This is a genomic window from Kitasatospora sp. NPDC034023 (assembly GCF_055575795.1).
In genome coordinates, this window is sequence record NZ_JBVIRY010000008.1 from 21,936 (window position 1) to 45,249 (window position 23,314).

Sequence of the window (23,314 nt, forward strand, 5' to 3'; positions counted from 1 at the left end):
CCGCTCCGACCGTCGCCCTTTACTCGCTCTTGGGAATGCGCCATGCTCCTGAGCAGGGAACGGCGGGGGGGAGATCCGGTGAGCGGGACGAGAACGGCGCGGGCGGCGGTGCCGAGCGTGCCGCCGCCGCGCACCGCCGGGGAGCACGTCGTCCTGCCCCCGCCGTACGACCCGCCCGCCCTGCACGAGCTGCGCGGACCGGGCCCGGCGGCCCTGCGCTACCCCGCCGGTGACCTGCTGATCGTCACCGGCCTGCCCGGCAGCGGCAAGAGCACCCTGATGCGCCGCTGCGTCCGCGCCCCGCTGATCGACTCCCAGCTGGTCCGCGACGAGTACGCGGCCCGACTGCCCGGCCGCCTCCCGTACGCCCTCTACCGCCCGCTCGCCCGGCTCGCGCACTACCGGCGGCTGCGCCGCGCCGTACTGGACGGCGGACCGCTCGCGGTGCACGACTGCGGCACGCTGCCCTGGGTACGGGCCTGGCTCGTCCGCGCGGCCGCCCGGCAGGGCCGCCGGGTGCACCTGCTGCTGCTCGACGTCGACCCGGCCGCGGCGCTGGACGGGCAGCGGCGGCGCGGACGCGGCGTCTCCCGCTACGCCTTCGCCCGGCACCGGTCCGGCGTCGCCCGGCTGCGCCGGCGGATCCTCGCGGCCGGACGGCTGCCGGCCGGCTGTGCGTCGGCCGTGGTACTCGACCGGGCCGCCGCGCGCGCCCTACGGGAGATCGACTTCACGGCGTCGTAGTCTCGGCGAGTCCGCGCCGGGTGCCGCGCCGACGGGTCCGGCCGGAGCGAGCCCGGGCGCGGCCGAGACCCCGTCAACTCCCCCGTCAGGAGCGCAGATGCGCCGTACTGCCCGGGTGCGCTCGCGTGCCCCCCGCCTGTTCCCCTGCGCCGCCGCGCTGGTCGCCGCCGCCGGTCTGAGCCAGTTCGCGGGACCGGTTCCGCAGCGCGCCGCCGCCCCGACGACCATGTGCGACAGCACCGGGGTCACAGCCGACAGCACCAGGGTCACAGCCGACGGCACCGGGGTCGCAGGAGACAACACCGGGGTCACAGCCGACGGCGCCGTCGGGGCTGCCGCTCGGAAACCGGCAGGCAGCCAGGCCGGGAAGGACCCGAACGCCGTCAGCGCCGCCGAGGCCCGGGCGATGCAGGCCGACCTCGACGACCGGCTCGCCAAGCTCGGCACCGCCCGCGCGCCGATCGGCGCCCCGACCACCGTCCCGGTCTACGTCCACGTGGTCCACGCCGGCGACTCCGGGAACCTGGACGAGGGCGCCGTCGCTGCCCAGATCGACCACCTCAACGCCACCTACGGCGGCCAGGGCGCGGGCAACACCCCCACTCCGTTCCACTTCGAGCTGGCCGGCACCGACTGGACCGACAACGCCGGCTGGTACAGCGGCATGACGCCCGGCTCGACCGCCGAGAAGGCGATGAAGACGGCCCTGCGCAAGGGCGACCAGGGCGCCCTCAACCTCTACACCGCCCGGCTCGGGCAGTCCCTGCTCGGCTGGTCGACCTTCCCGAACGCGTACCGGTCGAACCCGACCGACGACGGCGTGGTCGTGCTCGACGCCTCGCTGCCCGGCGGCTCCGCCACCCACTACAACGAGGGCAACACCGCCACGCACGAGATCGGCCACTGGCTCGGCCTCTTCCACACCTTCCAGGGCGGCTGCCTGGGCTCGGGCGACTACGTGGACGACACCCCGGCCGAGCGCAGCGCCGCCTACGGCTGCCCCGAGGGCCGCGACACCTGCTCCAGCCCGGGGCTGGACCCGATCCACAACTACATGGACTACAGCTACGACCCCTGTATGAGCCAGTTCACTCCCGGGCAGATCCAGCGGATGTCGAACTCGTGGGCTGTGTACCGGAGTTGATCCGGCAGTAGCGAAGTTCATGCGGCACGCCGCCGGCGGCGTGGCACAGACCGACCAGGTGTCCGACGTGATCCGTGTCCGGAGGGTCGGGACCGATCAGGAGCCCATCCAGCTGTACCAGCAAGCAGGAGCAACCGAAGGAGCAAGGCCATGAGTGCCAATCCCCGGATCGTCGTCGGCGTGGACGGCTCGCCCGCCTCGGAGCAGGCGCTGCGCTGGGCGGTCGACTACGCCAAGGCCGTCGGCGGGACCGTCAACGCGATCGCCGCCTGGGAGTACCCCGCCTTCTACGGCTGGGGTGGACAGGGCGTACCGACCGGCGAGACCCTCAACCCCGAGGAACTCGCGGGCAAGACCCTCTCCGACTCCGTCGTCAGGGTCGTCGGCGACGACCCGGGCGTGCGGATCAGCGAGAGCGTGATGCCCGGCAACGCCCCCAAGGTCCTGCTCGAAGCGGCCAAGGGCGCCGCCCTGCTCGTCGTCGGCAGCCGCGGCCTCGGCGGGTTCTCCGGCGTCCTGCTCGGCTCGGTCAGCCGCCACCTCACCGAGCACGCGCCGTGCCCGGTGGTCGTCGTCCGCGAGCAGTAGCCCGCGTCGGAGCAGCCGGAGTAGTCGGACTGCTTGGAGTAGTGCGACGGGGCACCGCGACCCACCGGGCCGCCGCGCGGACCAGAATGGAGACATGCCAGAAGGTGACTCCGTCTACCGCGTGGCGGCCCGGCTGCACGAGGCCCTCGCCGGCCGACAGCTGACCAGCGCCGACCTGCGGGTGCCCGCCCACGCCACCGCCGACCTCGCCGGCCGCCGGGTGCTCGAGGTCGCCCCGCGCGGCAAGCACCTGCTCACCCGCCTCGAAGGCGGCCTCACCCTGCACACCCACCTGCGGATGGACGGCCGCTGGGAGGTCTACTGCCCCGGCGAACGGTGGACCGGCGGCCCCGCCTGGCAGATCCGCGCCGTCCTCGGCACCGAACGGGGCACCGCCGTCGGCTACCGGCTGCCCGTCGTCGAACTGCTGCGCACCACCGACGAGCGGCGGATCGTCGGCCACCTCGGCCCGGACCTGCTCGGCTCCGACTGGGACCCGGTCGAGGCCGTCCGCCGTCTCCTCGCCCACCCGGGCCGCCCGGTCATCGAGGCCCTCCTCGACCAGCGCAACCTGGCCGGCATCGGCAATGTCTACGCCAACGAGCTGTGCTTCGTGGCCGGCGTGACACCGTGGACCGAGGTCGGCGAACTCCCGCACCCCGACCGGCTGGTGGAGCGCGCCCGGCAGATGCTGGACGCCAACAAGCTGCGCCCCGGCCACATCACCACCGGCGACACCAGGCCCGGCTACCAGCACTGGGTCTACGGCCGGGCCGGGCGGCCCTGCCCGCGCTGCGTCACCCCCGTCGTGACCGGGCGGCAGGGCTCGCCCCCACGGGACCGGGCGGTGTTCTGGTGCCCGTACTGCCAGCGCGGCCCCGCCCCGACCCCCGCCCGCCCCGGGAGGGGCAGGCCGCCGGGGCGGTGAGCGTGCGGGCCGCCCAGGGCGGCAGGGTGGCAGGCCGGGGCGGCGGGTGGCGGGCCGGGGCGTTCGCCGGGGTTACGGGTGTTCGACCAGGGCGGGGTGGCGGGGGTCGTCCATGCGGATGGTGATGTCGGCGGCTTCGGCGGGGGCGGTTTCGGCCTCGTAGCGGGCGAAGGCGGGGAGGGTCCACTGCTGGTCGGCGGGGGTGCGGCGGGCCAGGGCGGCCGGGGTGAGGGCGAGGTGGACGGTCAGGTCCAGCGGCAGCCAGCGGCCGAGGAGGAGCCGGCCGTCCAGCAACAGGACGCCGCCGGGCGGGAGTCGGACGTACGGAGCGCGGGTGGAGCGGTCGGTGACCGGGTCGCGCAGGGAGGGCAGGACACGGCCGCTGCCGCCCGGCTCCAGCGGGTCGAGGACTTCGCGCAGCAGGGCGCCGTCGTCCAGCCAGAGGTCGTGGAAGGCGTCCGCGTCGTGGTGGCCGTACTCCAGCCGGATCGAGGCCGGGCGCAGGAAGTCCGCCGCCGACACCCGCAGCGTGGGGCGGCCGCGCAGCCGCAGCGGTTCCACCAGGGCGTCGGCGAGTGCCTCGGGGCGGGCGGCCGCGGCGCCGTCGACGGCCACCCGCAGCCGGCGCCCGACGGCGTCGGGCAGGGCGGTGATGCGGTCGGCGAGCAGCTCGGCCAGCTTGTCGGGGGAGATCGGGCGTACCTGCATCGGGCCATCCTGCCGCTTGGTGGACGCTTCGTGGAGCCGCTCAGGTCAGCGGGAGGGCGTACAGGATGTCGTCGTGGCCCGCGTAGAGGTGGCCGCCGTCGGCGGCGAGGCTCCAGACGTCCCGGCCGGGGCCCGAGTCGCGGAAGGTCCACCCCAGCTCGCCGGTCGCGGTGTGGATCGCGCTGACCCCGCCGACCGCCGTACCCGGCACGAACAGCGTGTGGTCGGCGACCAGGGGGTGGGTGCGGCGGTCCAGCAGGTACGGCAGGCGGCAGGTCCACTCGACGGCACCGGTGGTCGCGTCGTGGCCGGTGACGATGCCGTTGTCGCGCGCGACGTACACCCGCGGGCCGTCCGGGACGGGCGGCAGCGCCCGCCAGGACTCGCCCCGGGCGGGGGAGTGCGTCCAGCGGGGCTCGCCGGTGGGGCGCAGCGCGCGCACGCCGCCGTTGCCGTCGGGGACGTAGACGTCCTGCGAGCCGGTGACGCACCAGCGCAGGTCCTCGTCGCCGGGGGCGGTCCACAGCTGCCGGCCGGTGGCGGCGTCCCGGGCCACCAGCTCGGCGCGGTTGCCGAGGAAGCGGACACAGGCCAGAAGGCTGTCGCCGATCATGGTGGCGGGGGTGACCGGCTGCTCCTCGCGTTCGGTGGGGACGGACCAGAGGAAGGAACGGTCGGCGACCCGCAGGGCGAACAGCCGGTTATCCGACGGGGCCTCCGGGGGCCGGGGGCCGGCCCAGGAGTAGCCGTACAGGGTGCCGTGGTCGTAGCCGGTGAGCCGGGTCTGGGTGCCCCCCAGCTCGTCGGGCAGCGGAAGGCTCCAGTCGGCGGCGGGGTCGGTGAAGTGGCGGGCTTCGAGGTGGCCCTCGTAGGTGGTGGCGAAGAGGCGGTCGGGCCCGACCACGACCTTGCCGAGCATGTCGAGGTCGCTGGGCCAGTCGCGGCTCTCCGGCGGGTCGAAGACCAGCAGCCGGGCGGCGGTGCCGTTGGCCGGGTCGAGGACCTGCAGGCCGGTCTTGGACAGGTAGACGGGGCGGCCCGGCGGGTCGGTGAGCCGTTCCGGGGTCATCGCCTGGGGGCCGCGGTAGGTCCAGGCCGGGGTCGGGCCGGAGAGCGCGGTCGGTTGCGGCCTGGTCGGCCTCGGCGCAACGGCGCCGCCGGCACCCGAACGGCCCAACGCCCAGACGGCCCCGCCCGCCGCGAGCACCCCGGCGCCGATCAGCATCCCGCGCCGGCTCAGCCGCGGCCCGTCGCCGCCCCCGCCGATCACGTCCTCGGGCGCCTCCCCGTTGCCGTCCTCCTCCCCGTCCCACTGCCACGACGCCTCGCGCGCGGCCCCCTCGGACGACGACTGCATACGGCTCTCGCTTCCCCGCCGGCGGCCTCACGCCGCCACCCGCCCGGAGGATATCGAACAGCCCCCGAACCGTCCGAAGCGGTGGAAGAGGCGGGGCGGGCGTCGTGGGCAGAGACGGACGCGGCTGTGCGGGGGTGGGCGTCAGGGCTTCTTCGGCGGGTGGTCCGCCAGGTCGGCGAGGACGTCGGCGTGGCAGGGCAGGGGTGCGCACCAGCAGCCGAGGCGGTGACCGCGCAGCGGCGGGACGAGGGCGAGGAGGTCGGGGCGGGCGAGGAGGTGGTCGCGGTACGCGGCGACCATCTCCTCGCGGGTGAGGTCGGGGCCCGGGCGGTACGGGCAGTGCAGCGGCGACTCGGCGAGGTGCCAGCCGCCGCGGTGCATGGCGCGGCCGACGTAGACGACGTCGTCGTAGTCGGGGTCGTCGCGGTGGCCCTTGAGGTTGACCACGGTGGTGCGGCGGGTCGTGCTCGGCATGCCGTCCATGCTGGTGCAAGCGGGGCGGCCCGGCAGCCCGGGGCGGGAGCGGGCTCGCCTTGACACGGTTCCGGGCCCGGCGTAGCAAAAGAGCATGCGCCATCCGGATGTGACCGGTGGGGACCCTGGGGCGCGGTCCGGGCCGGACCGGCCGCGGGAGCCCGGAGCCGACGCGCAGGTGCGCCGGGAGCTTCCGCGATCCGTGCGGGAAACGGCCCAGGGAGCGGACCGCCGACGGGACGAGCTGCTCGCGGTCGCCGTGCGCCGGGTGCTCGGCTCCACCGGGGCGTACGGCGCGATGGTGCACCTGCGTTCGCGGGACCGCCGCTCGCTGGTGCTGCACACGATCGCGGGGGTGCCGATGTCGGTGATGACCCCGTTCCGGCGGATCGCGGCGGCCGGGCCGCTGCCGGTCGCGGTCTGCTTCCGGACCGGGCACGAGATCGTCCTGTCCGACTCCGAGGACACCATGCGGCGCTTCCCGCAGCTCGCGGTCGGCCTGCCGTACGACTTCGCCTCGGCCTGCGTGCCGGTGGGGCACGGCCCCGAGCGGTTCGGGGTGCTGAGCGCGCTGTGGCCCGCCTCGGACGACGGGGTGCCGGGGCCGGCGGGCCCGGAACTCGCCGCCGTCGCTGCCGAACTGGGCGACAGGCTGGCCGAGTTGGCGGAGGCCGGGCAGTCCGTGGAGCCGGGCGAGGAGGCGGCCGTGGTCGAACTGCCGCCGCCGTCGGTGCCGACCACCCGGGTCGGGCTGTTCGACTGGAACGTGGTCACCGGGGCGCTCTCCGCCGACACGCGGTTCCGGGAGATCTTCGGGTTCGGGCCGGGGGAGTTCGACGGCACGGTGGCCGCCCTGAACCGCCGGGTCGCCCCCGGTGACCTGCCGGAGTTCCGGGCCGCCGCCCGGACCGCGCTGGAGCACGGCGAGGTGCTGGCCGCCCGGGTCCGGGTGCTCGGGCCGGACGGCCTGCCGTTCCCGGTGGAGCTGTGGGCGCGGGTGCCCGCGGCGATCTCGGACGGCCGGACCCACCTGGTGGGCGCCGTGCTGGACGTCCGGAGCCTGACCGCCGCCGCGGCCGCCGTCGAGCGGCTGCACGAGGGCGTGTTCTCGCTCGACCTGGACGGTCGGATCGGTTACGCCAACCGTGCCACCGAGCCCCTGCTGCGGGCCCGCCGCGAGGACCTGATCGGCCACCACCCCTGGGACGTCCTGCCCTGGCTCGCCGATCCCTTCTACGAGCACCGCTACCGCGCGGCGCTGCTCTCCCAGCGGCCCACCACCTTCCTGGCGGCCCGCCCACCGGACGGCTGGCTCGCCTTCTCGCTCTACCCCGACGCGCACGGCGTCACCGGCCGGGTCGTCGCCGCCGAACCCCTGCCCGGCGCCGCCGAGCCGCCGACCGGGCCGCCGCCGGCCGCCCGCACCGACGTCGGCGGCACCCACCACCTGCTCCAGCTCGCCAGCGCGCTCACCGAGGCGGTCACCGTGCGCGACGTGTGCCGGGCGGTGGCCGAGGAGATCCTGCCGGCCTTCGGCGGCCAGGAACTCGCCATCTACACGGTGCGCGACAAGCACCTGCACCTGGTCTCGCAGAGCGGCTACCCGGACGGCTTCCTGGACACCTTCGAGGGCACCCCGATCGACGCCCGCGTCCCCGGCGCGGAAACGCTCAGCACCGGCACCCCGATCTTCTTCGAGTCGGTGCGGGACCTCTCCGCCGCCTACCCGGGCCTGGCCCTCGACGAGATGGGCGCCTGGGCCTTCCTGCCGCTGATCGCCTCCGGCCGCCCGGTCGGCAGCTGCATCCTCGGCTTCGACCGCCCGCACCCGTTCACCGTCGAGGAACGCGGCCTGCTCACCGCCCTGGGCGGCTTCATCGCCCAGGCCCTGGAGCGCGCCCGGCTGTACGACGCGGAGTTCGCCCTGGCCCGCGGCCTGCAGCAGGCGCTGCTGCCGCACCGGCTGCCCGAGGTGCCCGGCATCCGGATCACCGCCCGCTACCTGCCCGGAACCCAGGGGATGGAGATCGGCGGCGACTGGTACGACGTGATCGTCACCGGCCGTGACGTCACCCTGGTGATCGGCGACGTCGAGGGCCACAGCGTCGCCGCCGCCGCCGCGATGGGCCAGCTGCGCAGCGCCGTCCGCGCCTTCGCGACCGGCGGCGACCCGCCCGACCAGGTGCTCGCGCGCACCAACCGGCTGCTGCTCGACCTCGACCCCGGGCTGCTCGCCAGCTGCTGCCTGGTCCGGCTCACCCCGGCCGACGGCGCCGCCCGGATCGCCCGCGCCGGGCACCTGCCGCCGGTGCTGCGCCACCCGGGCGGGCGGGCCGAGGCGCTGTACGTGGCGGGTGGACCGCTGCTCGGCGTGGACGAGCGGGCCGAGTACCCGGTCAGCGAACTGCGGCTGCGGCCGGGCGCGGTGCTCGCGCTGTACACGGACGGGCTGGTCGAGGACCCGGCGGTGGCGATCGACCAGGGCGTGGACCGGCTGCGCGCCGCGCTGGCCCGGGCCCCGGCGGGGGAGGGGCTGGAGGAGGCGGCCGAGCGGCTGCTGCGCGAGGTCGGCTCGACCCGCCGGGTGGACGACGTGGCGCTGCTGCTGACGGCCTTCGGCTGAGCGGGCGCCCGGGCGGATCCCACCGATGGACGTGACCAGGCGACTTTCGTCGGTGCCGGCGGCGACGAAGGAGGACGGCGGGGGCGTCGGCCGGCCGGTTAGCCTCGGCGGGTGGATGCGATCGCACGGGCCTGGAAGAAGGCGGTACGGACGGCGCTGCCGGGGCCCTGGCGGCCCCGGCGGGTGGTGGGCGAGGCCGCGCTCGCCCTGCTGATGGGCGGTCTGGCCGCCCTGCTGGAGACCCTTGCCGGCACCGGCCTGGCGGTGCCCTTCGGCCTCGGCGTCGCGGCGCTGTGGGTGCTGCGGCGGGGGCTGCCGGCCACCGTGCTGCTCGCCGCCGCGGCGGCCTCCGGCTGGTCGGGGGGTCCGGTGCTGCTGCTGGTCTGCGCGGGCTGGACGGCCGGGGCGCGGATCCGCCGGGCCTGGACGCTGGTCGGCACCTTCGTCCTGGGCTGGGCGCTGTTCGTCGTGACGGGCGTACTGAAGGACGCCTCCTCGGTCTCGCCCAAGCTGGTCCTCGGGCTGTCGCTGGGCACCTTCCTGGTGCTCGCCGTGCTGCCCGCCCTGTACGGCCGCTACCGCGCGCAGCGGCGCGCCCTGCTGGACGCGCTGCGCGAGCGCAACGACCAGCTGCTGCGCGAGCGGGTCATGGTGGTGCACCAGGCACGGCTGCGCGAGCGGCACCGGATAGCCCAGGACATGCACGACAGCCTGGGCCACCAGCTGGCGCTGATCTCGGTGCACTCGGGCGCGCTGGAGGTGGACCGTGCGCTCACCGACCGGCAGCGGGAGGCGGTCGGGGTGCTGCGGCAGGCGGCGGTCGCGGCGATGCGCGAGCTGCGCGAGGTGGTCGGGGTGCTGCACGACGAGTCGACGGCGGCGCGGCCCACGGCGGGGGCACCGCCCGTGGTGGGGGCGGCGGCCGCGGCGCCCGCCCGGGGCGGGGTGGACGGGATCGACGGGCTGCTGCAGTCCTCCCGGGCGGCCGGGGCGGAGGTGACGCTCAGCCGGGAGGGCGAGCGGCGCCCGCTGCCGGCCGCGGTCGACCACGCGGCGTACCGGATCGTGCAGGAGGCGCTCACCAATGCGCACAAGCACGCCCCCGGCGCGCCGATCGGCGTCGCGCTCCGGTACGAGCCGGACGCGCTGGTGGTGGAGGTCACCAACACGCGCGCGCCGGAGCTGGTGGGCGTGCGCGCCGGAGCGGGCCAGGCCGTGAGCGGCGGTCAGGGGCTCACCGGGTTGCGGGAGCGCGCGAGGCTGGTCGGCGGCATGGTGCACGCCGGGCCGACGCCGGAGCACGGCTTCCGGCTGGCCGCCGTACTGCCGTACGAGGGGACGGAGGGCGACACGGAGGGCGCCGCCGCCGCGGCCGGGGCGGACGACTGGGTGTTCGAGGGCCTGCCGGCCGACGAGGCGGACGGCAAGCGGCGCAGTCCGGCGATGGGCTGCGCGGTCGGCGTGGTGGCGGTCGGGCTGACCGTGCTGGGGCTGCTGGTCTGGGGGGTCGTGGCCTTCGTCGACGGCAGCCGCGACGCGACGGTGAAGAAGACGCGGTACGACCGGATCGAGGTCGGCACGGCCGAGGCCGCGGTGCTGCGCGAACTGCCGTCCGGCAACGGCTTCTTCACCGACGACTACAAGCGCACCGGGCCGACCCTGCCGGAGGGCGCGCGGTGCCGCTGGTACCTCCTGGGCGGCCCGCCCGGTGAGACCTGGAACGAGCAGCACGTGGCGCGGTTCTGCTTCCGGGACGGGGTGCTGGTGGACAAGCAGGAGTACGTCGCCAAGGACTGATCGCGCGTGTGCCCGGGTCGGGGTCGGGGCTGGGGGGATCGGGGGCGGGGGTCGGGTCGCCGGGGGCCAAGGCCGGGGGGACCGGCGGTCCGGGCCGGGCGGCGGAGATGTGAGGATGGTCCCGCACCCGAAAGACCGTTCGAGGGGAATGACCAGCGTGATCCGAGTCCTCGTCGCCGACGACGAGCCGCTGATCCGGGCCGGCATCAGGATGATCCTCGGCTCCGCCGACGACATCGAGGTGGTCGCCGAGGCCGCCGACGGCCGGGAGGCGCTGGAGCTGGCCCGGGCGCACCGGGTGGACGTGGTGCTGCTGGACATCCAGATGCCGGTGATGGACGGACTGACGGCGCTCGGGGAGCTGGCGAGGGTCGCCCCCGGCGCGCGGGCGCTGATCCTCACCACCTTCGGGGAGCGCGAGAACGTCCTGCGCGCCGTGACCGAGGGCGGCGCCGGCTTCCTGCTCAAGGACACCGCGCCGAACGAGCTGATCCAGGCCGTCCGGGCGGCCGCCGGCGGGAACGCCTTCCTCTCCCCGGCCGCCACCCGACACATCGTCGACTCGCTGGCGGCCGGGCACAGCGGCTCGCTGGCCGCCCGCAGCGCCGCGGCCCGGCGCCGGCTGGAGGTGCTCACCGCGCGCGAGCTGGAGGTGCTGGCGCTGCTCGGCGAGGGCCTGTCCAACGCCGACGCGGGGGCCCGGATCCACATGAGCGAGGCGACGGTGAAGACCTACGTGAGCCGGATCCTGGCCAAGCTGGGCTGCGAGAACCGGGTCCAGGCCGCGCTGCTGGCGCGGGACGCGGAGCTCGACGGGCGGAGCTGAGCGCATTCGCGCGCTCACGGAACGTGGTCGGTGTGGTGGATGCCACTCGGCGGCTCCGTGGAGCCGGGAACTCCGGGTGTACTGGTGACGGTGCGTCAGTTCGCGGTCGCCATGAGTGGATGGTGTGCCGGATCTCGCGAATGGACAGATGTGAGCGAGGGCACGGGATCTGATCATTTGATCTCGAAAACCCGGTCAAACCCGGTCGAACCGGGCGCCGTTTCTTGATCGATACCGCCGGTAACAGTCAACTGACCTGCGACGTCGAAGAATTGCTTGCTGAGCCCGGGGGATGCCCCCTAGCTTCATTGGCGGCGCAACGAGCGCCACCCGGGTTCACCCCGACGCACTGCCCGCCGACTGACCCACGGCGCGAGGGCGGTGCCGCCGACCAGGCCGGCTCGAACCGGCCCCGGCGAGCGGAGGGTGACCGGGGCGGCACGGCACGTCCGACACGTGCCCGGCCGCCCGTCGAGTGAGGTGAGCGGACACCACCGGCCCATGTCCCGGGCCTGGTTCCGCCTGCCCGCCCGGGGCTTGTCGAGAGGATCTGTATGAATCCCCGTCACGAGACCGCCGCTGCCACCGAGACCACCACCACCAAGCGCAACCGCGTGCGGATGGCGGTCGTCGCGGGCGCCGCCGCCGCGGCCCTGCCGGTGGTCGGCCTCGTCACGGCCACGTCGGCCTCCGCCGCACCGGCCTCCGCCTGGGACTCCGTCGCCCAGTGCGAGAGCGGCGGCAACTGGAGCATCAACACCGGCAACGGGTTCCACGGCGGCCTGCAGTTCTCCCCCGGCACCTGGAAGGCGTACGGCGGCACCGCGTACGCCCCCCAGGCCAACCAGGCGACCAGGGCGCAGCAGATCGCGGTCGCCGAGAAGGTGCTCGCCTCGCAGGGACCGGGCGCCTGGCCGGTCTGCTCGAAGAGGGCGGGTCTGAGCAAGGGTGGCGCCCCCGCCGCCGTCGACACCTCCTCGAACGCCGCGCCGGCCGCCGCGCCGGCCGCCACGCCCGCCGCCAAGCCGGCGACCAAGGCGGCGAAGCCCGTGGCCAAGCCGGCCCCGGCGGCCCCGATGGCTCCGATGGCCAAGCAGCAGGCGCCCCAGGCCGCCGACCCGGCACCGGGACGTCCGTCCGCCAAGCCGGTGCAGTCCGCGCCGGCCGCGCCGACGAACAGCGCCGGCGGCAGCTACACCGTCAAGAGCGGTGACACCCTGAGTGACATCGCGGCCAAGTTCAGCGTCGACACCGACCACCTCTACCAGCAGAACGTGCGCGTCATCGGTGGCAACCCGGACCTGATCTTCCCGGGCCAGACCCTGACCGTCTGACGGCCCGCAATCGTCCGACACCCGCAAGCCGTCTGACGGCCCGCAACCATCTGACGGAGCTTCCGAGCGGGCCTGCGACGGAGTGCCCGACCCAGCCTCCGGCGGAGCCTCGCGACCCGGCCGAGCGGCTGCCCCCTGTGCGGGGGCGGCCGCTCGGCGCGGTGCGTTCCCGGGGCGGCGCCCGCTGGTCCGGGACGGCGGGCGGCGGGTCGAACCGCACGGGGCGGCCGGCCGTCGGGTCGCACGACCGGTAGGCGGCGCGCACGCCGGGGTGCGGGGGCGCTTCGAAGCATTGTTGAAGGTTCAACGCGACGTCTGAATCCCGCCGGAGGTTTGCCGCGCCTCGGACCAGGATCGAGTCATGTCCGAGATCGGAACGAGGAGTTCTGGAGATATGACGATGAACGGAACCGCGGTGCTCGACGGCAAGGTGGCCCTGGTGACCGGCGGTAGCAGGGGGATCGGGGCGGCGGTCGCGCTGCGGCTGGCCGAGGACGGCGCCGATGTGGTGCTGACCTACCAGGGCGGCGCGGAGCGGGCCGAGGAGGTCGCCGCGAAGATCACCGCGATGGGGCGGACCGGCTGGGCCGTCCGCGCGGACAGTGCAGACCCGCGGGCGATACAGGCCGCGGTGGCGGCGGTCGCCGAGCGGTTCGGGCGACTGGACGTCCTGGTGAACAACGCCGGTGTCGGCGCCCTCGGCCCGATCGGCGAGCTGGCTCCGGCCGACGTCGACCGGGTGCTGGAGGTGAACGTCCGGGCGCCCTTCCTGTTCGCCCAGGCGGCCTCCGCACACCTGGCCGAGGGCGGACGAGTCGTCACCATCGGCAGCTGCATCGCCAAGCGGGTCGCCTTCCCCGGCGCCACGCTGTACGCGACCAGCAAGGCCGCGCTGATCGGGCTCACCAAGGCGCTGGCCCGGGAGCTCGGCCCGCGCGGGATCACCGCCAACCTGGTGCACCCGGGCCCGATCGACACCGACATGAACCCCGCCGACGGACCGGCGGCGGAGTTCCAGGCCGGGCTCACCGCGCTCGGCCGCTTCGGGACCGCCGCGGAGGTCGCGGCCGCCGTCGCCTACCTGGTCGGCGAGGACGGCCGGTACGTGACGGGCGCGGAGCTGGCGGTGGACGGCGGCTTCGCGGCCTGACCCGCGCGGTGGACGGCCCTCGACCCGTCCACCCACGGGGGAGGTGTCGTGCCGGGCGGTCGTCGGCGCTCGCGCTTACGATCGCCCGGCACGACCCGTGCCCCGACCGAGAGGTGTGCCATGACCGCAGCGGAAGACCCGATCGGACTGCTCGCCCGGGCCCTCGCGCAGACCGCCGGGCTGATCGACGGCACCGGCGTCGAACTGGCCGGCCATCCGACCCCCTGCCGTTCCTGGGACGTCGGCGACCTGGTCAGCCATCTGCTCCACGACCTGCGGCAGTTCACCGTACGGGCGAAGGGCGGGCAGCCGGACTGGTCGCAGCCCTTCGAACGCGTCGAGGAGGACTGGCTGCACGCCTTCGAAGCCGGGGCCGAGGAGCTGGCCGACGCCTGGCGCGCGGCCGGCGACCTCGGCGGGACACTGGAGATGCCCGGGGGCGGCACCGTGCCGGCGCGCTTCCCGGTGGACCAGCAGATCGCCGAATTCGCCGTCCACGACTGGGACTTGGCCCGAGCCACCGGGCAGTCCACCGAGGGCCTGGACCACGAGGTCGCGCTCGCCGCGCTGGCCTGGGCCGAGGGCGCGCTCAAGCCCGAGTACCGCGGCGCCGAGGAGGACCACCACGCCTTCGGCCCGGCCGTCGCCGTGCCCGAGGACGCGCCGCCGTACGACCGGCTCGCCGCGTTCTTCGGCCGCGACCCGGCGGCGCCGGTCACCGGGTGACCGGGGCGGCGGGGACGGTCGAACGGAGTCGGCCCGGCCGTCGGCCGAGGCCGTCCCGCCGCAGTACGGCCGACGCGGTTCCCCACGGGGAGGCGGCCCTGCCTGCGGCGTTGCAGTGGTCGAAGGCAGTGGCAGTGGTGGCGGTGGCAGTGGCGAGGGAGCGGGCGGTGGTGCTGACGGTGGTGGCGCCACGGAACTCGTCCACGGAGACGTGGGAGGTGCTCGCGCGCGGGTAGGTGGCGCGGATGGAGTCGGCGGTGGTCAGCGCCGAGGCGGCGAAGGCGGCGAGGACGAGGACCCGGCGGCGCAGCGAGTCGGTCACGTCCCCGACGAGCTGGAACCGGTCGTCGTGGCTGTCGGTGACCGTGACCGGGCCGGGACAGGTGGTGGTCAGCATCATCGACACGACCAGGGCGTCCCCCGGGGCCGCCGCGGCCCGCACCGGGAGGGCCAACTCGGTGCTGGGGATGTCCTGTTGTTCGACGGCGGTGTGGGCCACCCAGGACAGTGCCGAAAGGTCGGCCGAGGATCCGCGGGCCTCCGGCTGTGGCTCGGGGCTGGGTGAATCACCGTGCGCGGAAGGGCAGTTGTCGGCGTCGAGCGAGGCGTCGGGCGCCCGGGTGGCGACCAGGCCGAGCGTGCCCGACACGCCGAGCACCAGGCCGAGGAGCAGGCTGAACGCGTGGGTCCAGAGCCGGGGAAGTCCCCGGCGGGGAGCGGCCGGGAACGTGGCGGGCCGCGGCAACGGAACCGGGCCGGCCGGAACCGGGCCGGCCGGAGCCGGAAGGGCGAGGGCCGGAGGAGCGGGGGCCGAGGGAGTGGGAGGGGGAGACGGGGCCGGAGCGGCGGGCGGCTTCCCGCCGTCGGCGGCGGTTCTCCAGCGGTGGTGCCACTCCTCCTCGTCTCCGCCGCAGGCCCGGACGAAGGCCCTGGTCGTGGGCCAGGACGGAAGGCGCGAGCCGGTGACCGCCTCGAAGAGCGTGGTGTGCGAGATGCAGCCGACGGCCCTCGCCATCGTGCGGAACGAGGGCTGGCCGGCGTCCAGGCGGAGCGTGCGCAGTTCGGCTGCGAAGTCCTCCTCGCACCGAGGCTGTGCGGTTCCTCCGGATTGCGCTTCCTGATCCGCCATGACGCCCCCTGTTGTCAGACAGTGTCAGAACCACCCGCGACGGCCTTTGTTGCGTACGGATCATAGTCGCGGGCGGCGGCGGGGGAAGCGTGTTCGGCGGCGGCGGTGAAGGTTGTCGGCCGGTGCTGGTCGCCGGGTGCCCCGCCCGCCGGGCCCGGGGCACGCGCGGGTCAGTGCGGCTGGTGGGCGGCCGCCTGCTTGATCGCCTCGCGGATGCGCGGGTAGGTGCCGCAGCGGCAGACGTTCTGGATCTGGTCGATGTCCGCGTCCGTCGGGTTGGGCGTGCGGCGCAGCAGCGCGACGGCCGCCATGATCTGCCCGGGCTGGCAGAAGCCGCACTGGGCGACGTCGCAGGAGAGCCAGGCCTCCTGGACGGGGTGCAGGGTCTCGCCGTCGGCGAGGCCCTCGATGGTGGTGACGGTGTGGCCCGCGCAGTCCTTGACGGACCGGGTGCAGGGCTGGAACTCCTGGCCGTCGAGGTGGCTGGTGCAGGCGCGGCAGACGCCCACCCCGCAGCCGTACTTGGGGCCGGTGACACCGAGTTTGTCGCGCAGCACCCAGAGCAGCGGCATGTCGTCCGGGGCCTCGACGGTGACGGGCTGCCCGTTGAGGACGAAGGTGTGGGTGGGCATGGGGAGTCGGGATCCTCGGCTCTTGAAGGTCGTCGGCTGGTTCAGAAGTTGATGGGGAAGGTGCGCGGGCTGGTGCCGGTCGCGCGGGCGTAGGCGTTGGCGACCGCGGCGCAGGCCGCCGGGACGCCCAACTCGCCGGCGCCGCCCGGCGGTCCGCTCGGCGGCATCAGGTGGATCTCGACCACCGGCGGGGTGTGCCGCTGCCGGGCGTAGTGGAAGTCGCCGTAACTTCCTTCCCGGAACGCGCCGTTGTCGAGGTGGTTGCCGGCCTGGAGGATCACCGAGATGCCGTCGACCAGCGCGCCGGTCAACTGGGCCTCCAGACCGGTGGGGTTGATGACCCGGCCGACGTCGGCGGCGACCACCGCCTTGGTGACCCGGGGGTTGGCGCGGTCGGTGGCGTCCAGTTCGACCAGGTACGCGGCGATGCCGCCGTTGTCGTCGTGGTAGCCGATGCCCTGGGCCTGGCCGGGGGGCATCGGGCGGCCCCAGTTCCCCTTCGCGGCGACGGTGTCCAGGACGGCCTGTCCGGCGTGGCTGCGCAGCCGGGCGCGGCGGAAGGCGACCTCGTCCTGGCCCATCCGACGAGCCAGTTCGTCCATCACGATCTCGTCGGAGACCCGGACGGTGCCCGAGTAGACCGAGCGCCAGCTGCCGGTGTGCAGGTCCAGTGGGACCTCGGCGAGCAGCTGGGTGGGGATGCCGACGTTGTACGGGTTCTTCTCGGTGAGCAGGAAGAACAGCTCGGAGGTGGTGAGCCCGGCCAGCGGGAGGTTGTAGCCGGCGGCGGTGAGGGCGTCGCCGAGGCCGTGGCCGAAGTCGGTCTGCACACTGGCGGCGCGGTGCTCCCAGCTGAGCACGTGGTCGAGTCCGTAGACGGCCCGGATCCGGTGGTGGCTGGCCGGGCGCATCCGGCCGTGCCGCATGTCGTCGTTGCGGGTCCACATCAGCTTGACCGGGCGGCCGGCGGCCTTGGAGATCCGGGCGGCCTCCAGGGCGGCGTCGAAGAACAGCCGCCGGCCGAACGAGCCGCCGCCGCGCACCACGTGGACGGTGACGGCGTCCTGCGGCAGGCCGAGTTCGGCGGCGATGGTGTGCTGGGCGACGATCGGGCTCTGCGCGGCGAACCACAGCTCGGCCCGGTTCGGCCGGACGTCGGCGACGGCGGTGAGCACCTCCATCGGGGCGTGGTTGACGAAGGCGAAGTCGAACTCCGCGTCCAGGTGCTGGGCGAGCAGCGGCGGGGGGAGGAAGGGCAGGTGGGCGGCGCGCAGCCGCTCCCTGATGTCGTCGGTGGACAGCCCCGCGACCGGGCCCGGGTTCCAGGTGGTGCGCAGCGCGTCGCGGGCCTTGAGTGCCTGGTCGAAGGTCTCGGCGAGGACGGCGACGCCGCTCGGGATCTGCACCACGCCCAGCACCCCCGGCATGGCGCGGGCGGCGGAGGCGTCCAGGGACCTGAGGGTGCCGTTGACGGTGGTGGGGCGGGCGACCACCGTCGGTACGGCGCCCGGGACCTGCAGGTCCCCGGTGTACTTGGCGCGGCCGGTGACGATGTCGCGGGCGTCGATCCGGCCGGTCGGCCTGCCGACCAGCCGCAGCTGGTCGGCGGCCTTGGGGAGGGCGGGGACGGCGGGCGCGGCGATCGCGGCGGCGTCGGCGGCGAGTTCGCCGTAGCCGAGCCGGCGGCCGTCGGGGGCGAGGACGGCGGAGTCGGCGGTGCGCAGCGTGGTCGCGGGAACGTTCCAGCGCCTGGCGGCGGCGGTCACCAGCCGGGCGCGGGCGGCGGCGGCCGCGCCGCGCACCGGGTCGTACAGCGAGCGGATGGAGTTGGAGCCGCCGGTCAGCTGGTTGAAGAGCAGTTCGGGGCGGCCGTCGGAGAGCGGCACGTCCACGTCGGTGAGCCGGGCGTCGAGCTCCTCGGCGACCAGCATCGCGATCGCGGTGGTCAGGCCCTGGCCGACCTCCAGCCGGGGCAGGTACAGCGCGGCGCGTCCGGCGGGGGTGACTTCGAGGACCAGCAGGTGCGAGGTCGGCAGTCCGGCGAGGATCATCGCGTCGCCGAGGTCGACGATGTCCGGGATGCCGGGCAGGCCGAGCAACTGCGGGGGCGCGGCGGCGTCCCGGGCGGCCTCGGCGGCGTGGACGGCCTGTCCGCTGCCCGGGGTGGCGGCCTGCGCGGTGGCGGGGGCGGCGGCGTCGAGGCCGAGGCGGGCGGCGACGGTGAGGGTGGGCGCGGCCAGCAGGTAGGTGAGGAAGCGGCGGCGACCGGCGGGCTCGGCCTCGGCGGGTGCGGCTCCGGCAGTCCGTGCTCCGGTGGCCTCGGTGGCCCGGCCCCGGCGGCGGAGGGTGCGGGGGTGTCCGGCGTCGCCCGGGTGGCCGGTGGAGTCCGAGGGGGCGATGGAGGTGCTGATGGGAGGGGCCCTTCGAGCCGGAGACGGCACCGGATCGGGCGGGCACGGGGCCCCGGCCCCGGTGCCGGATCGCGAACGCCGTTGAGCATAAAAGGGCGCTACTGACGGGTCAACACGGTCAAAGTTGGACCCTGGACTGGCTGATGGGGCTTTTGCAGCGTTCGGCGGGAGCGGATTCGGAGCGGGTACGGACGGCGCTTCGGCGGCGGGGGCGAGGCCCGCGTGAGACGCTCCCAAATCGCCCGGAGAGCCCAACGAGCCGCTGTCGTACGAGGGTTCAGCGCTCGGTCGGCGGTGCGGAGACGGACGGAAGTGGCCCAGGGAATCCCTTGATCACTGGACCTGTCGGATGGGCCAGTTTCTGCCTAGGGTGGGTGGCGAACCGTCGCTGACGGTTGTGAACTCCCGGCTCGCGCGCCGCTCGCCGTCCCGGTGCTGTCGCCCGTCCGTGGGCGGCCACCCACGGACGGGCGAACGGTGACGGTCCGTGACCAGTGAAGGAGAGACGTGCCGACCGACAGAGCCGCCCGGTGGGGCAGCCTCCTTCCGCCCGCCGGCCCCCAGCGGACCCTGGCCGCAGCCCAGTTGGCGAGCGCGGTGGGCGACGGCGCGTACTACACCTGCTCCGCGCTCTACTTCACCCGCGTCGTCGGCATGTCACCGACCGCCCTCGGACTCGGCCTCGCGGTCGGCTGGGCGCTAGGCTCCGTCGCGGGCGTCCCACTCGGCCACCTCGCCGACCGGCGCGGCCCGCGCCGCACGGCGGTGGCGCTCGGACTCGCGGCCGCGGCCGTGGTCGCCGCCTTCCTGGTGATCCGCTCCTACCCGCTGTTCCTCCTCGCGGTCTGCCTCTACGCCACCACGCAGTCCGGGCTGACCGCGGCCCGGCAGGCGCTGGTCGCCGGCCTGGTGCCACCCGGCGAACGGACCGGCCTGCTCGCCCACCTGCAGTCAACCCTCAACGGGGGACTGGCCGTCGGCGCGGCCGTCGGCGGCATCGCGCTGAGCGTCGGCACCCGCGCCGCGTACCTGAGCGCCTTCGTCCTCACCACGGTCGGCCTCCTGATCGGCGCCCTGCTCCTGCGGCGACTGCCCGAAGTCCCGCCCGCCGCCGAGGAGTCCGGCACCGGACCGCGGCTGGCCGTGCTGCGCGACCGGCGGTACGCCGCCGTCACCTTGCTCAACGCCATCCTGCTGCTGCGGATGCCGCTGCTCAGCCTGATCATCCCGCTCTGGATCGCCCAGCGCGCCCCCGCGATCGGCTGGCTCGGCTCGGCGCTGTTCGTGCTCAACACCCTGGCGGTGCTGGTCTTCCAGGTCCGGGCGGCGCGCGACGTCACCGGGCTGGACACGGCCGCGCGGGCGGTCCGCTCCGCCGGGGTGCTGCTGCTCGGCTGCTGCGTCGTCTTCGGACTGTCCGCGCTGGACGTGCCGGTGTGGGCGGTCGGCGCCCTGCTGGTCGCCGCGTCCGTACTGCAGGTGGCCGGCGAGATGCGGCAGTCGGCGGGCTCCTGGCAGATCGGCTTCGACCTCGCCCCGCCCGACCGGATCGGCCAGTACCAGGGCTTCTTCGGCACCGGCGTCGCCGTCGCCCGCACCCTCGGGCCGCTGCTGCTCACCACCCTCCTGCTGGACGGAGGCCTGGCGGGCTGGCTGGTCCTGGGCGGGGTGTTCCTCGTCGCGGGGTACGCGATGGGGCCGGTCGCCCGCTGGGCGGAGCGCGACCGAGGCCAGATGGCGTCATCCGCGTCACCGGCGTCGCGGGTCGTGGCGGGCACCACGGCGGACGGGTCGTAGCAGCGCGACGGACAGGGCATAACGGAGCGTAGCGGCGCGGGGCCGCCCGGAAACCGGTGGCCCCCGCCCGCCACCCACTGGCATGCTGGCCGCGTGGACAGACCCCAGATCTGGCTCGACTTCGCCCCCGAGCTGCACCTCTTCGTCTCCGCGCCCCGGCGGGCCGGCCGGACCGAGCTGCGCACCGACGGCACCTCCACCCTCGGCCACGTCGTCGAGTCCCTGGGCGTCCCGCTCACCGAGGTCGGCGCCCTGCTGGTGGACGGCCGGACCGTCCCCGACGCGCACGTCCCGGCCGACGGCGAGCACATCACCGTCCGGGCCGTGACCAGGCCGCAGCCCTCGCCCACCCCGCCCCGCTTCCTGCTCGACGTCCACCTCGGCACCCTCACCCGTCGGCTGCGCCTGCTCGGCGTGGACGCCGCGTACGAGAACCCCGACATCGGCGACGCCGCGCTGGCCGCCCGCTCCGCCGCCGAACAGCGCGTCCTGCTCTCCCGCGACCGCGGCCTGCTGCGCCGCCGCGAACTGTGGGCCGGCGCCTACGTCTACAGCCACCGCCCCGCCGAGCAACTGCGCGACGTGCTCTCCCGCTTCGCGCCGCCGCTCGCCCCCTGGAGCCGCTGCACCACCTGCAACGGCACACTGCGCACCGCCACCAAGACCTCGGTGCGCGAGCAGCTGCGGGACGGCACCGAACGCTCCTACGACGCCTTCGCCCAGTGCACCGAATGCGGCCAGGCCTACTGGCGCGGCGCCCACCACGCCCGACTGGAGGCGATCGTCGCCGAGGCGGTGCGCGACTACGGGAACGACCAGGGCCATCTCGGGGTCGTCTCCGGGTAGTTCACCCTGGCGGGCGGCCGCGCGGCCGTGGTCCCATCGGCGACGGGGGCGAGACCACGCTACTCGTTCGCACGAGAGAGGCCAGGTCGTCGGATGAGCGATCAGACAGCACGGCAACACTTCCGCACCGCGGACGGCGAGGGCCGGCCGGACAGAAGGCCCCGGGAACGGGGAGGCGACCGCCCGATGAGGCGCGCCACGCTGCGCCGCCCGCTCGCGACGCTGGTCGCGGCTGCGACCGCTGCCGTGCTCGGGGTCGGGGTCGGGGTCGTCCCGGCAGCCGCCGCGCCCCTTGCCGGGCCCGCCGTTGAGCCCGCGGCAGGGCCCGTCACCGGGCCCGTCCTGCCGCATCTGCAGTCGCGCTACGTGACCATGCCCGACGGAGTCCGCCTCGCCGTCGACATCTACCTGCCCGAGGGCACCCGGGCCGGCGCCGACCTCCCCACCGTCCTGGTCACCCAGCGCTACTGGCGGGCCAAGGTCCAGGCCGGCCGGCCCGGCGGCGCCGGCGGTGAGGCCGAGCAGTGGACCGACCACGGCTACGCCTACGTCATCGCCGACCTGCGCGGCACCGGCGCCTCCTTCGGCACCCTCACCTCCGAACTCGGCGCCGACGCCATCGCCGACAGCGGCACCCTCAGCGACTGGATCGCCGCCCAGCCCTGGTCCAACGGCCGGGTCGGCACCACCGGCATCTCCTACAGCGGCGACACCGCGATGCTCGCCACCGCCCTCGGCAACCACCACATCACCGCCGCCGCGCCGATCTCCTACGACTTCGACCCGTACGAGGACCTGGTGCGCCCCGGCGGCGCGCTCATCGAACCCCGGCTCGCCCCGTACGCCCTCCTGCTGCGCATCCTCGACCAAGCCGGCGGCACCACCTGCGAGACCGACGAACAGACCCGGCAACTCTGCGCGCGCACCGGCCTCACCGGCCTCCAACCCCGCCCCGTCGACGGCCCCGACGGACCGGCCCTGCTCGCCGCCGCCCGTGCCGAGCACGCCGGCAACGCCAACCTGGTCGACATGGCGACGTCCGGCGTCCACCGCGACTACCAGGACGGCCCGAAGAGCTGGACGGTCGGCAGCGTCGGCGACAAGACCGACGCCGTCCGGACGGGCAAATCCCCATCCTCACCAGGGCCGGCTGGCTCGACGCGGGCACCGCCAACGGCGTGCTCTCCCAGTTCGCCGGCCTCTCCAACACCCAGGACGACTGGATCGGCCCCTGGAACCACGGCGCCGGCTGGCTCGCCGACCCGTTCCAGCCCGCCCGTCCGCTCACCAGGCAGGAGCGCGACCAACTCGACCAGCGCACCTACGACTTCTTCGAACGCTACGTGCGGGCCGACGCCCGCCCCGACGGCCGACGACAGGTGCACTACTACACCTTCAACGAGGACGTCTGGCGCACCACCACCCGCTGGCCGGTGCCCGGCACCCGCACCCAGTCGTTCTACCTCGCGGCCGGCAACACGCTCGGCCGCCGCCCGGAGGACCGCCGCACCGGCACCGACCCGCTGCGCCTCGACCCGACCGCCGGCACCGGCCCGCTGGACCGCTGGAACACCAACCTCAGCGGCGCCGAGGTCAGTTACCCCGACCGCGCCGCCGTCGACGCCAAGCTGCTCAGCTACACCACGGCGCCGCTAACCGCCGACACCCGGGTCACCGGGAACGGGAAGGTCACCCTCGACGTGACCGGCCTGGCCGGCTCGGCCCGGGGCGCCCTGCACGTGTACCTGGAGGACGTCGGACCGGACGGCCGGGTGACCTACCTGACGGAAGGCCAACTGGCGCTGACCGAAAGGGCAGTGGCCGACCGGGACGACAACCCCGACTGGCGCCGGCTGCGCACCCCGCGCACCTATGCGGCGGCGGACGCCGAGGACTTCCCGCAGGGGCACGCCCAGCGCGTCACCATCGACCTGCAGCCGGTCTCCGTACTCTTCCGGGCCGGCGAGCGGATCCGGCTCACCGTGGCCGCCGCCAACCCCGACTCCTTCCAGCTGCTCCCGGCCGACGGACAGGCCTCCTACCGGATCGGCTGGGGCGGCGACCGGGCATCGGTGCTGGACCTGCCGGTCGTGCGCTGAC

Annotated in this window: 19 protein-coding genes and 1 pseudogene; 14 read left to right on the plus strand and 6 right to left on the minus strand. The window is 75.1% G+C overall.

The window, feature by feature from the left end; translation table 11 throughout:
• Positions 1–42 precede the first annotated feature (42 nt).
• The 4 genes from ACZ52R_RS14420 to ACZ52R_RS14435 all read left to right on the plus strand — a co-directional run bounded on the left by ACZ52R_RS14420 (position 43) and on the right by ACZ52R_RS14435 (position 3,404).
• The gene (locus ACZ52R_RS14420; protein WP_465753530.1) at positions 43–744 is read left to right on the plus strand and encodes an AAA family ATPase; all 702 of its coding nucleotides are present in this window, start codon (positions 43–45) and stop codon (positions 742–744) included.
• Between the two features lie 97 nt (positions 745–841).
• Positions 842–1,888 (plus strand): zinc metalloprotease, encoded by a 1,047-nt coding sequence (locus tag ACZ52R_RS14425; RefSeq protein ID WP_465663395.1) that lies wholly within the window; start codon positions 842–844, stop codon positions 1,886–1,888.
• 150 nt (positions 1,889–2,038) lie between these two features.
• The gene (locus ACZ52R_RS14430; RefSeq protein WP_465617836.1) at positions 2,039–2,476 is read left to right on the plus strand and encodes a universal stress protein; all 438 of its coding nucleotides are present in this window, start codon (positions 2,039–2,041) and stop codon (positions 2,474–2,476) included.
• A 94-nt stretch (positions 2,477–2,570) separates the two neighbouring features.
• The gene (locus tag ACZ52R_RS14435) at positions 2,571–3,404 is read left to right on the plus strand and encodes a DNA-formamidopyrimidine glycosylase family protein (protein ID WP_465617838.1); all 834 of its coding nucleotides are present in this window, start codon (positions 2,571–2,573) and stop codon (positions 3,402–3,404) included.
• Between the two features lie 72 nt (positions 3,405–3,476).
• On the opposite strand, the gene ACZ52R_RS14440 is transcribed toward ACZ52R_RS14435, so the two are convergent.
• The 3 genes from ACZ52R_RS14440 to ACZ52R_RS14450 all read right to left on the minus strand — a co-directional run bounded on the left by ACZ52R_RS14440 (position 3,477) and on the right by ACZ52R_RS14450 (position 5,943).
• Positions 3,477–4,112, minus strand: a complete 636-nt coding sequence (locus tag ACZ52R_RS14440; protein WP_465617840.1) for a nucleoside/nucleotide kinase family protein — start codon at positions 4,110–4,112, stop codon at positions 3,477–3,479.
• A gap of 40 nt (positions 4,113–4,152) precedes the next feature.
• Positions 4,153–5,469 carry an outer membrane protein assembly factor BamB family protein gene (locus tag ACZ52R_RS14445; protein ID WP_465663396.1) on the minus strand — a complete coding sequence of 439 codons (1,317 nt, stop codon included), beginning with the start codon at positions 5,467–5,469 and terminating at the stop codon, positions 4,153–4,155.
• Positions 5,470–5,610: 141 nt separating this feature from the next.
• A complete protein-coding gene (locus ACZ52R_RS14450) occupies positions 5,611–5,943 on the minus strand; it encodes a DUF4326 domain-containing protein (protein WP_465617844.1) in 333 nt (110 codons plus the stop codon).
• A gap of 202 nt (positions 5,944–6,145) precedes the next feature.
• Between ACZ52R_RS14450 and ACZ52R_RS14455 the strand changes: the two genes are divergently transcribed.
• From ACZ52R_RS14455 to ACZ52R_RS14480, 6 genes are all read left to right on the plus strand, one after another.
• Positions 6,146–8,566 carry a SpoIIE family protein phosphatase gene (locus ACZ52R_RS14455; protein WP_465617851.1) on the plus strand — a complete coding sequence of 807 codons (2,421 nt, stop codon included), beginning with the start codon at positions 6,146–6,148 and terminating at the stop codon, positions 8,564–8,566.
• 111 nt (positions 8,567–8,677) lie between these two features.
• Positions 8,678–10,363 carry a sensor histidine kinase gene (locus tag ACZ52R_RS14460; RefSeq protein WP_465663398.1) on the plus strand — a complete coding sequence of 562 codons (1,686 nt, stop codon included), beginning with the start codon at positions 8,678–8,680 and terminating at the stop codon, positions 10,361–10,363.
• 157 nt (positions 10,364–10,520) lie between these two features.
• Positions 10,521–11,189, plus strand: a complete 669-nt coding sequence (locus ACZ52R_RS14465; protein ID WP_360494158.1) for a response regulator transcription factor — start codon at positions 10,521–10,523, stop codon at positions 11,187–11,189.
• Between the two features lie 554 nt (positions 11,190–11,743).
• Positions 11,744–12,523, plus strand: coding sequence for a transglycosylase family protein (locus ACZ52R_RS14470; RefSeq protein WP_465753531.1), 780 nt, complete (start codon positions 11,744–11,746; stop codon positions 12,521–12,523).
• Between the two features lie 394 nt (positions 12,524–12,917).
• Positions 12,918–13,673 carry an SDR family NAD(P)-dependent oxidoreductase gene (locus tag ACZ52R_RS14475; protein WP_465753532.1) on the plus strand — a complete coding sequence of 252 codons (756 nt, stop codon included), beginning with the start codon at positions 12,918–12,920 and terminating at the stop codon, positions 13,671–13,673.
• A 120-nt stretch (positions 13,674–13,793) separates the two neighbouring features.
• Entirely contained in the window at positions 13,794–14,399 is a 606-nt protein-coding gene (locus tag ACZ52R_RS14480; protein WP_465617859.1) for a TIGR03086 family metal-binding protein, read from the plus strand.
• On the opposite strand, the gene ACZ52R_RS14485 is transcribed toward ACZ52R_RS14480, so the two are convergent.
• The 3 genes from ACZ52R_RS14485 to ACZ52R_RS14495 all read right to left on the minus strand — a co-directional run bounded on the left by ACZ52R_RS14485 (position 14,389) and on the right by ACZ52R_RS14495 (position 18,601).
• Positions 14,389–15,528 (minus strand): helix-turn-helix domain-containing protein, encoded by a 1,140-nt coding sequence (locus ACZ52R_RS14485; RefSeq protein ID WP_465753533.1) that lies wholly within the window; start codon positions 15,526–15,528, stop codon positions 14,389–14,391. The two genes, ACZ52R_RS14480 and ACZ52R_RS14485, sit on opposite strands and share 11 nt — an antisense overlap.
• 170 nt (positions 15,529–15,698) lie before the next feature.
• Positions 15,699–16,160 (minus strand): (2Fe-2S)-binding protein, encoded by a 462-nt coding sequence (locus ACZ52R_RS14490; protein ID WP_360493692.1) that lies wholly within the window; start codon positions 16,158–16,160, stop codon positions 15,699–15,701.
• Between the two features lie 41 nt (positions 16,161–16,201).
• Positions 16,202–18,601 (minus strand): xanthine dehydrogenase family protein molybdopterin-binding subunit, encoded by a 2,400-nt coding sequence (locus tag ACZ52R_RS14495; protein WP_465753534.1) that lies wholly within the window; start codon positions 18,599–18,601, stop codon positions 16,202–16,204.
• A 477-nt stretch (positions 18,602–19,078) separates the two neighbouring features.
• On the opposite strand from ACZ52R_RS14495, the gene ACZ52R_RS14500 reads away from it, so the two are divergent.
• The 4 genes and pseudogenes from ACZ52R_RS14500 to ACZ52R_RS14515 all read left to right on the plus strand — a co-directional run bounded on the left by ACZ52R_RS14500 (position 19,079) and on the right by ACZ52R_RS14515 (position 23,313).
• Positions 19,079–20,368 carry an MFS transporter gene (locus tag ACZ52R_RS14500; protein WP_465753535.1) on the plus strand — a complete coding sequence of 430 codons (1,290 nt, stop codon included), beginning with the start codon at positions 19,079–19,081 and terminating at the stop codon, positions 20,366–20,368.
• Positions 20,369–20,461: 93 nt separating this feature from the next.
• Positions 20,462–21,214, plus strand: coding sequence for a Mut7-C RNAse domain-containing protein (locus tag ACZ52R_RS14505; protein WP_360493700.1), 753 nt, complete (start codon positions 20,462–20,464; stop codon positions 21,212–21,214).
• 372 nt (positions 21,215–21,586) lie between these two features.
• A pseudogene (locus ACZ52R_RS14510) lies at positions 21,587–21,997 on the plus strand (CocE/NonD family hydrolase); the annotation flags it as partial.
• 293 nt (positions 21,998–22,290) lie between these two features.
• Positions 22,291–23,313, plus strand: coding sequence for a CocE/NonD family hydrolase (locus tag ACZ52R_RS14515; RefSeq protein ID WP_465753561.1), 1,023 nt, complete (start codon positions 22,291–22,293; stop codon positions 23,311–23,313).
• Position 23,314: the final 1 nt, after the last annotated feature.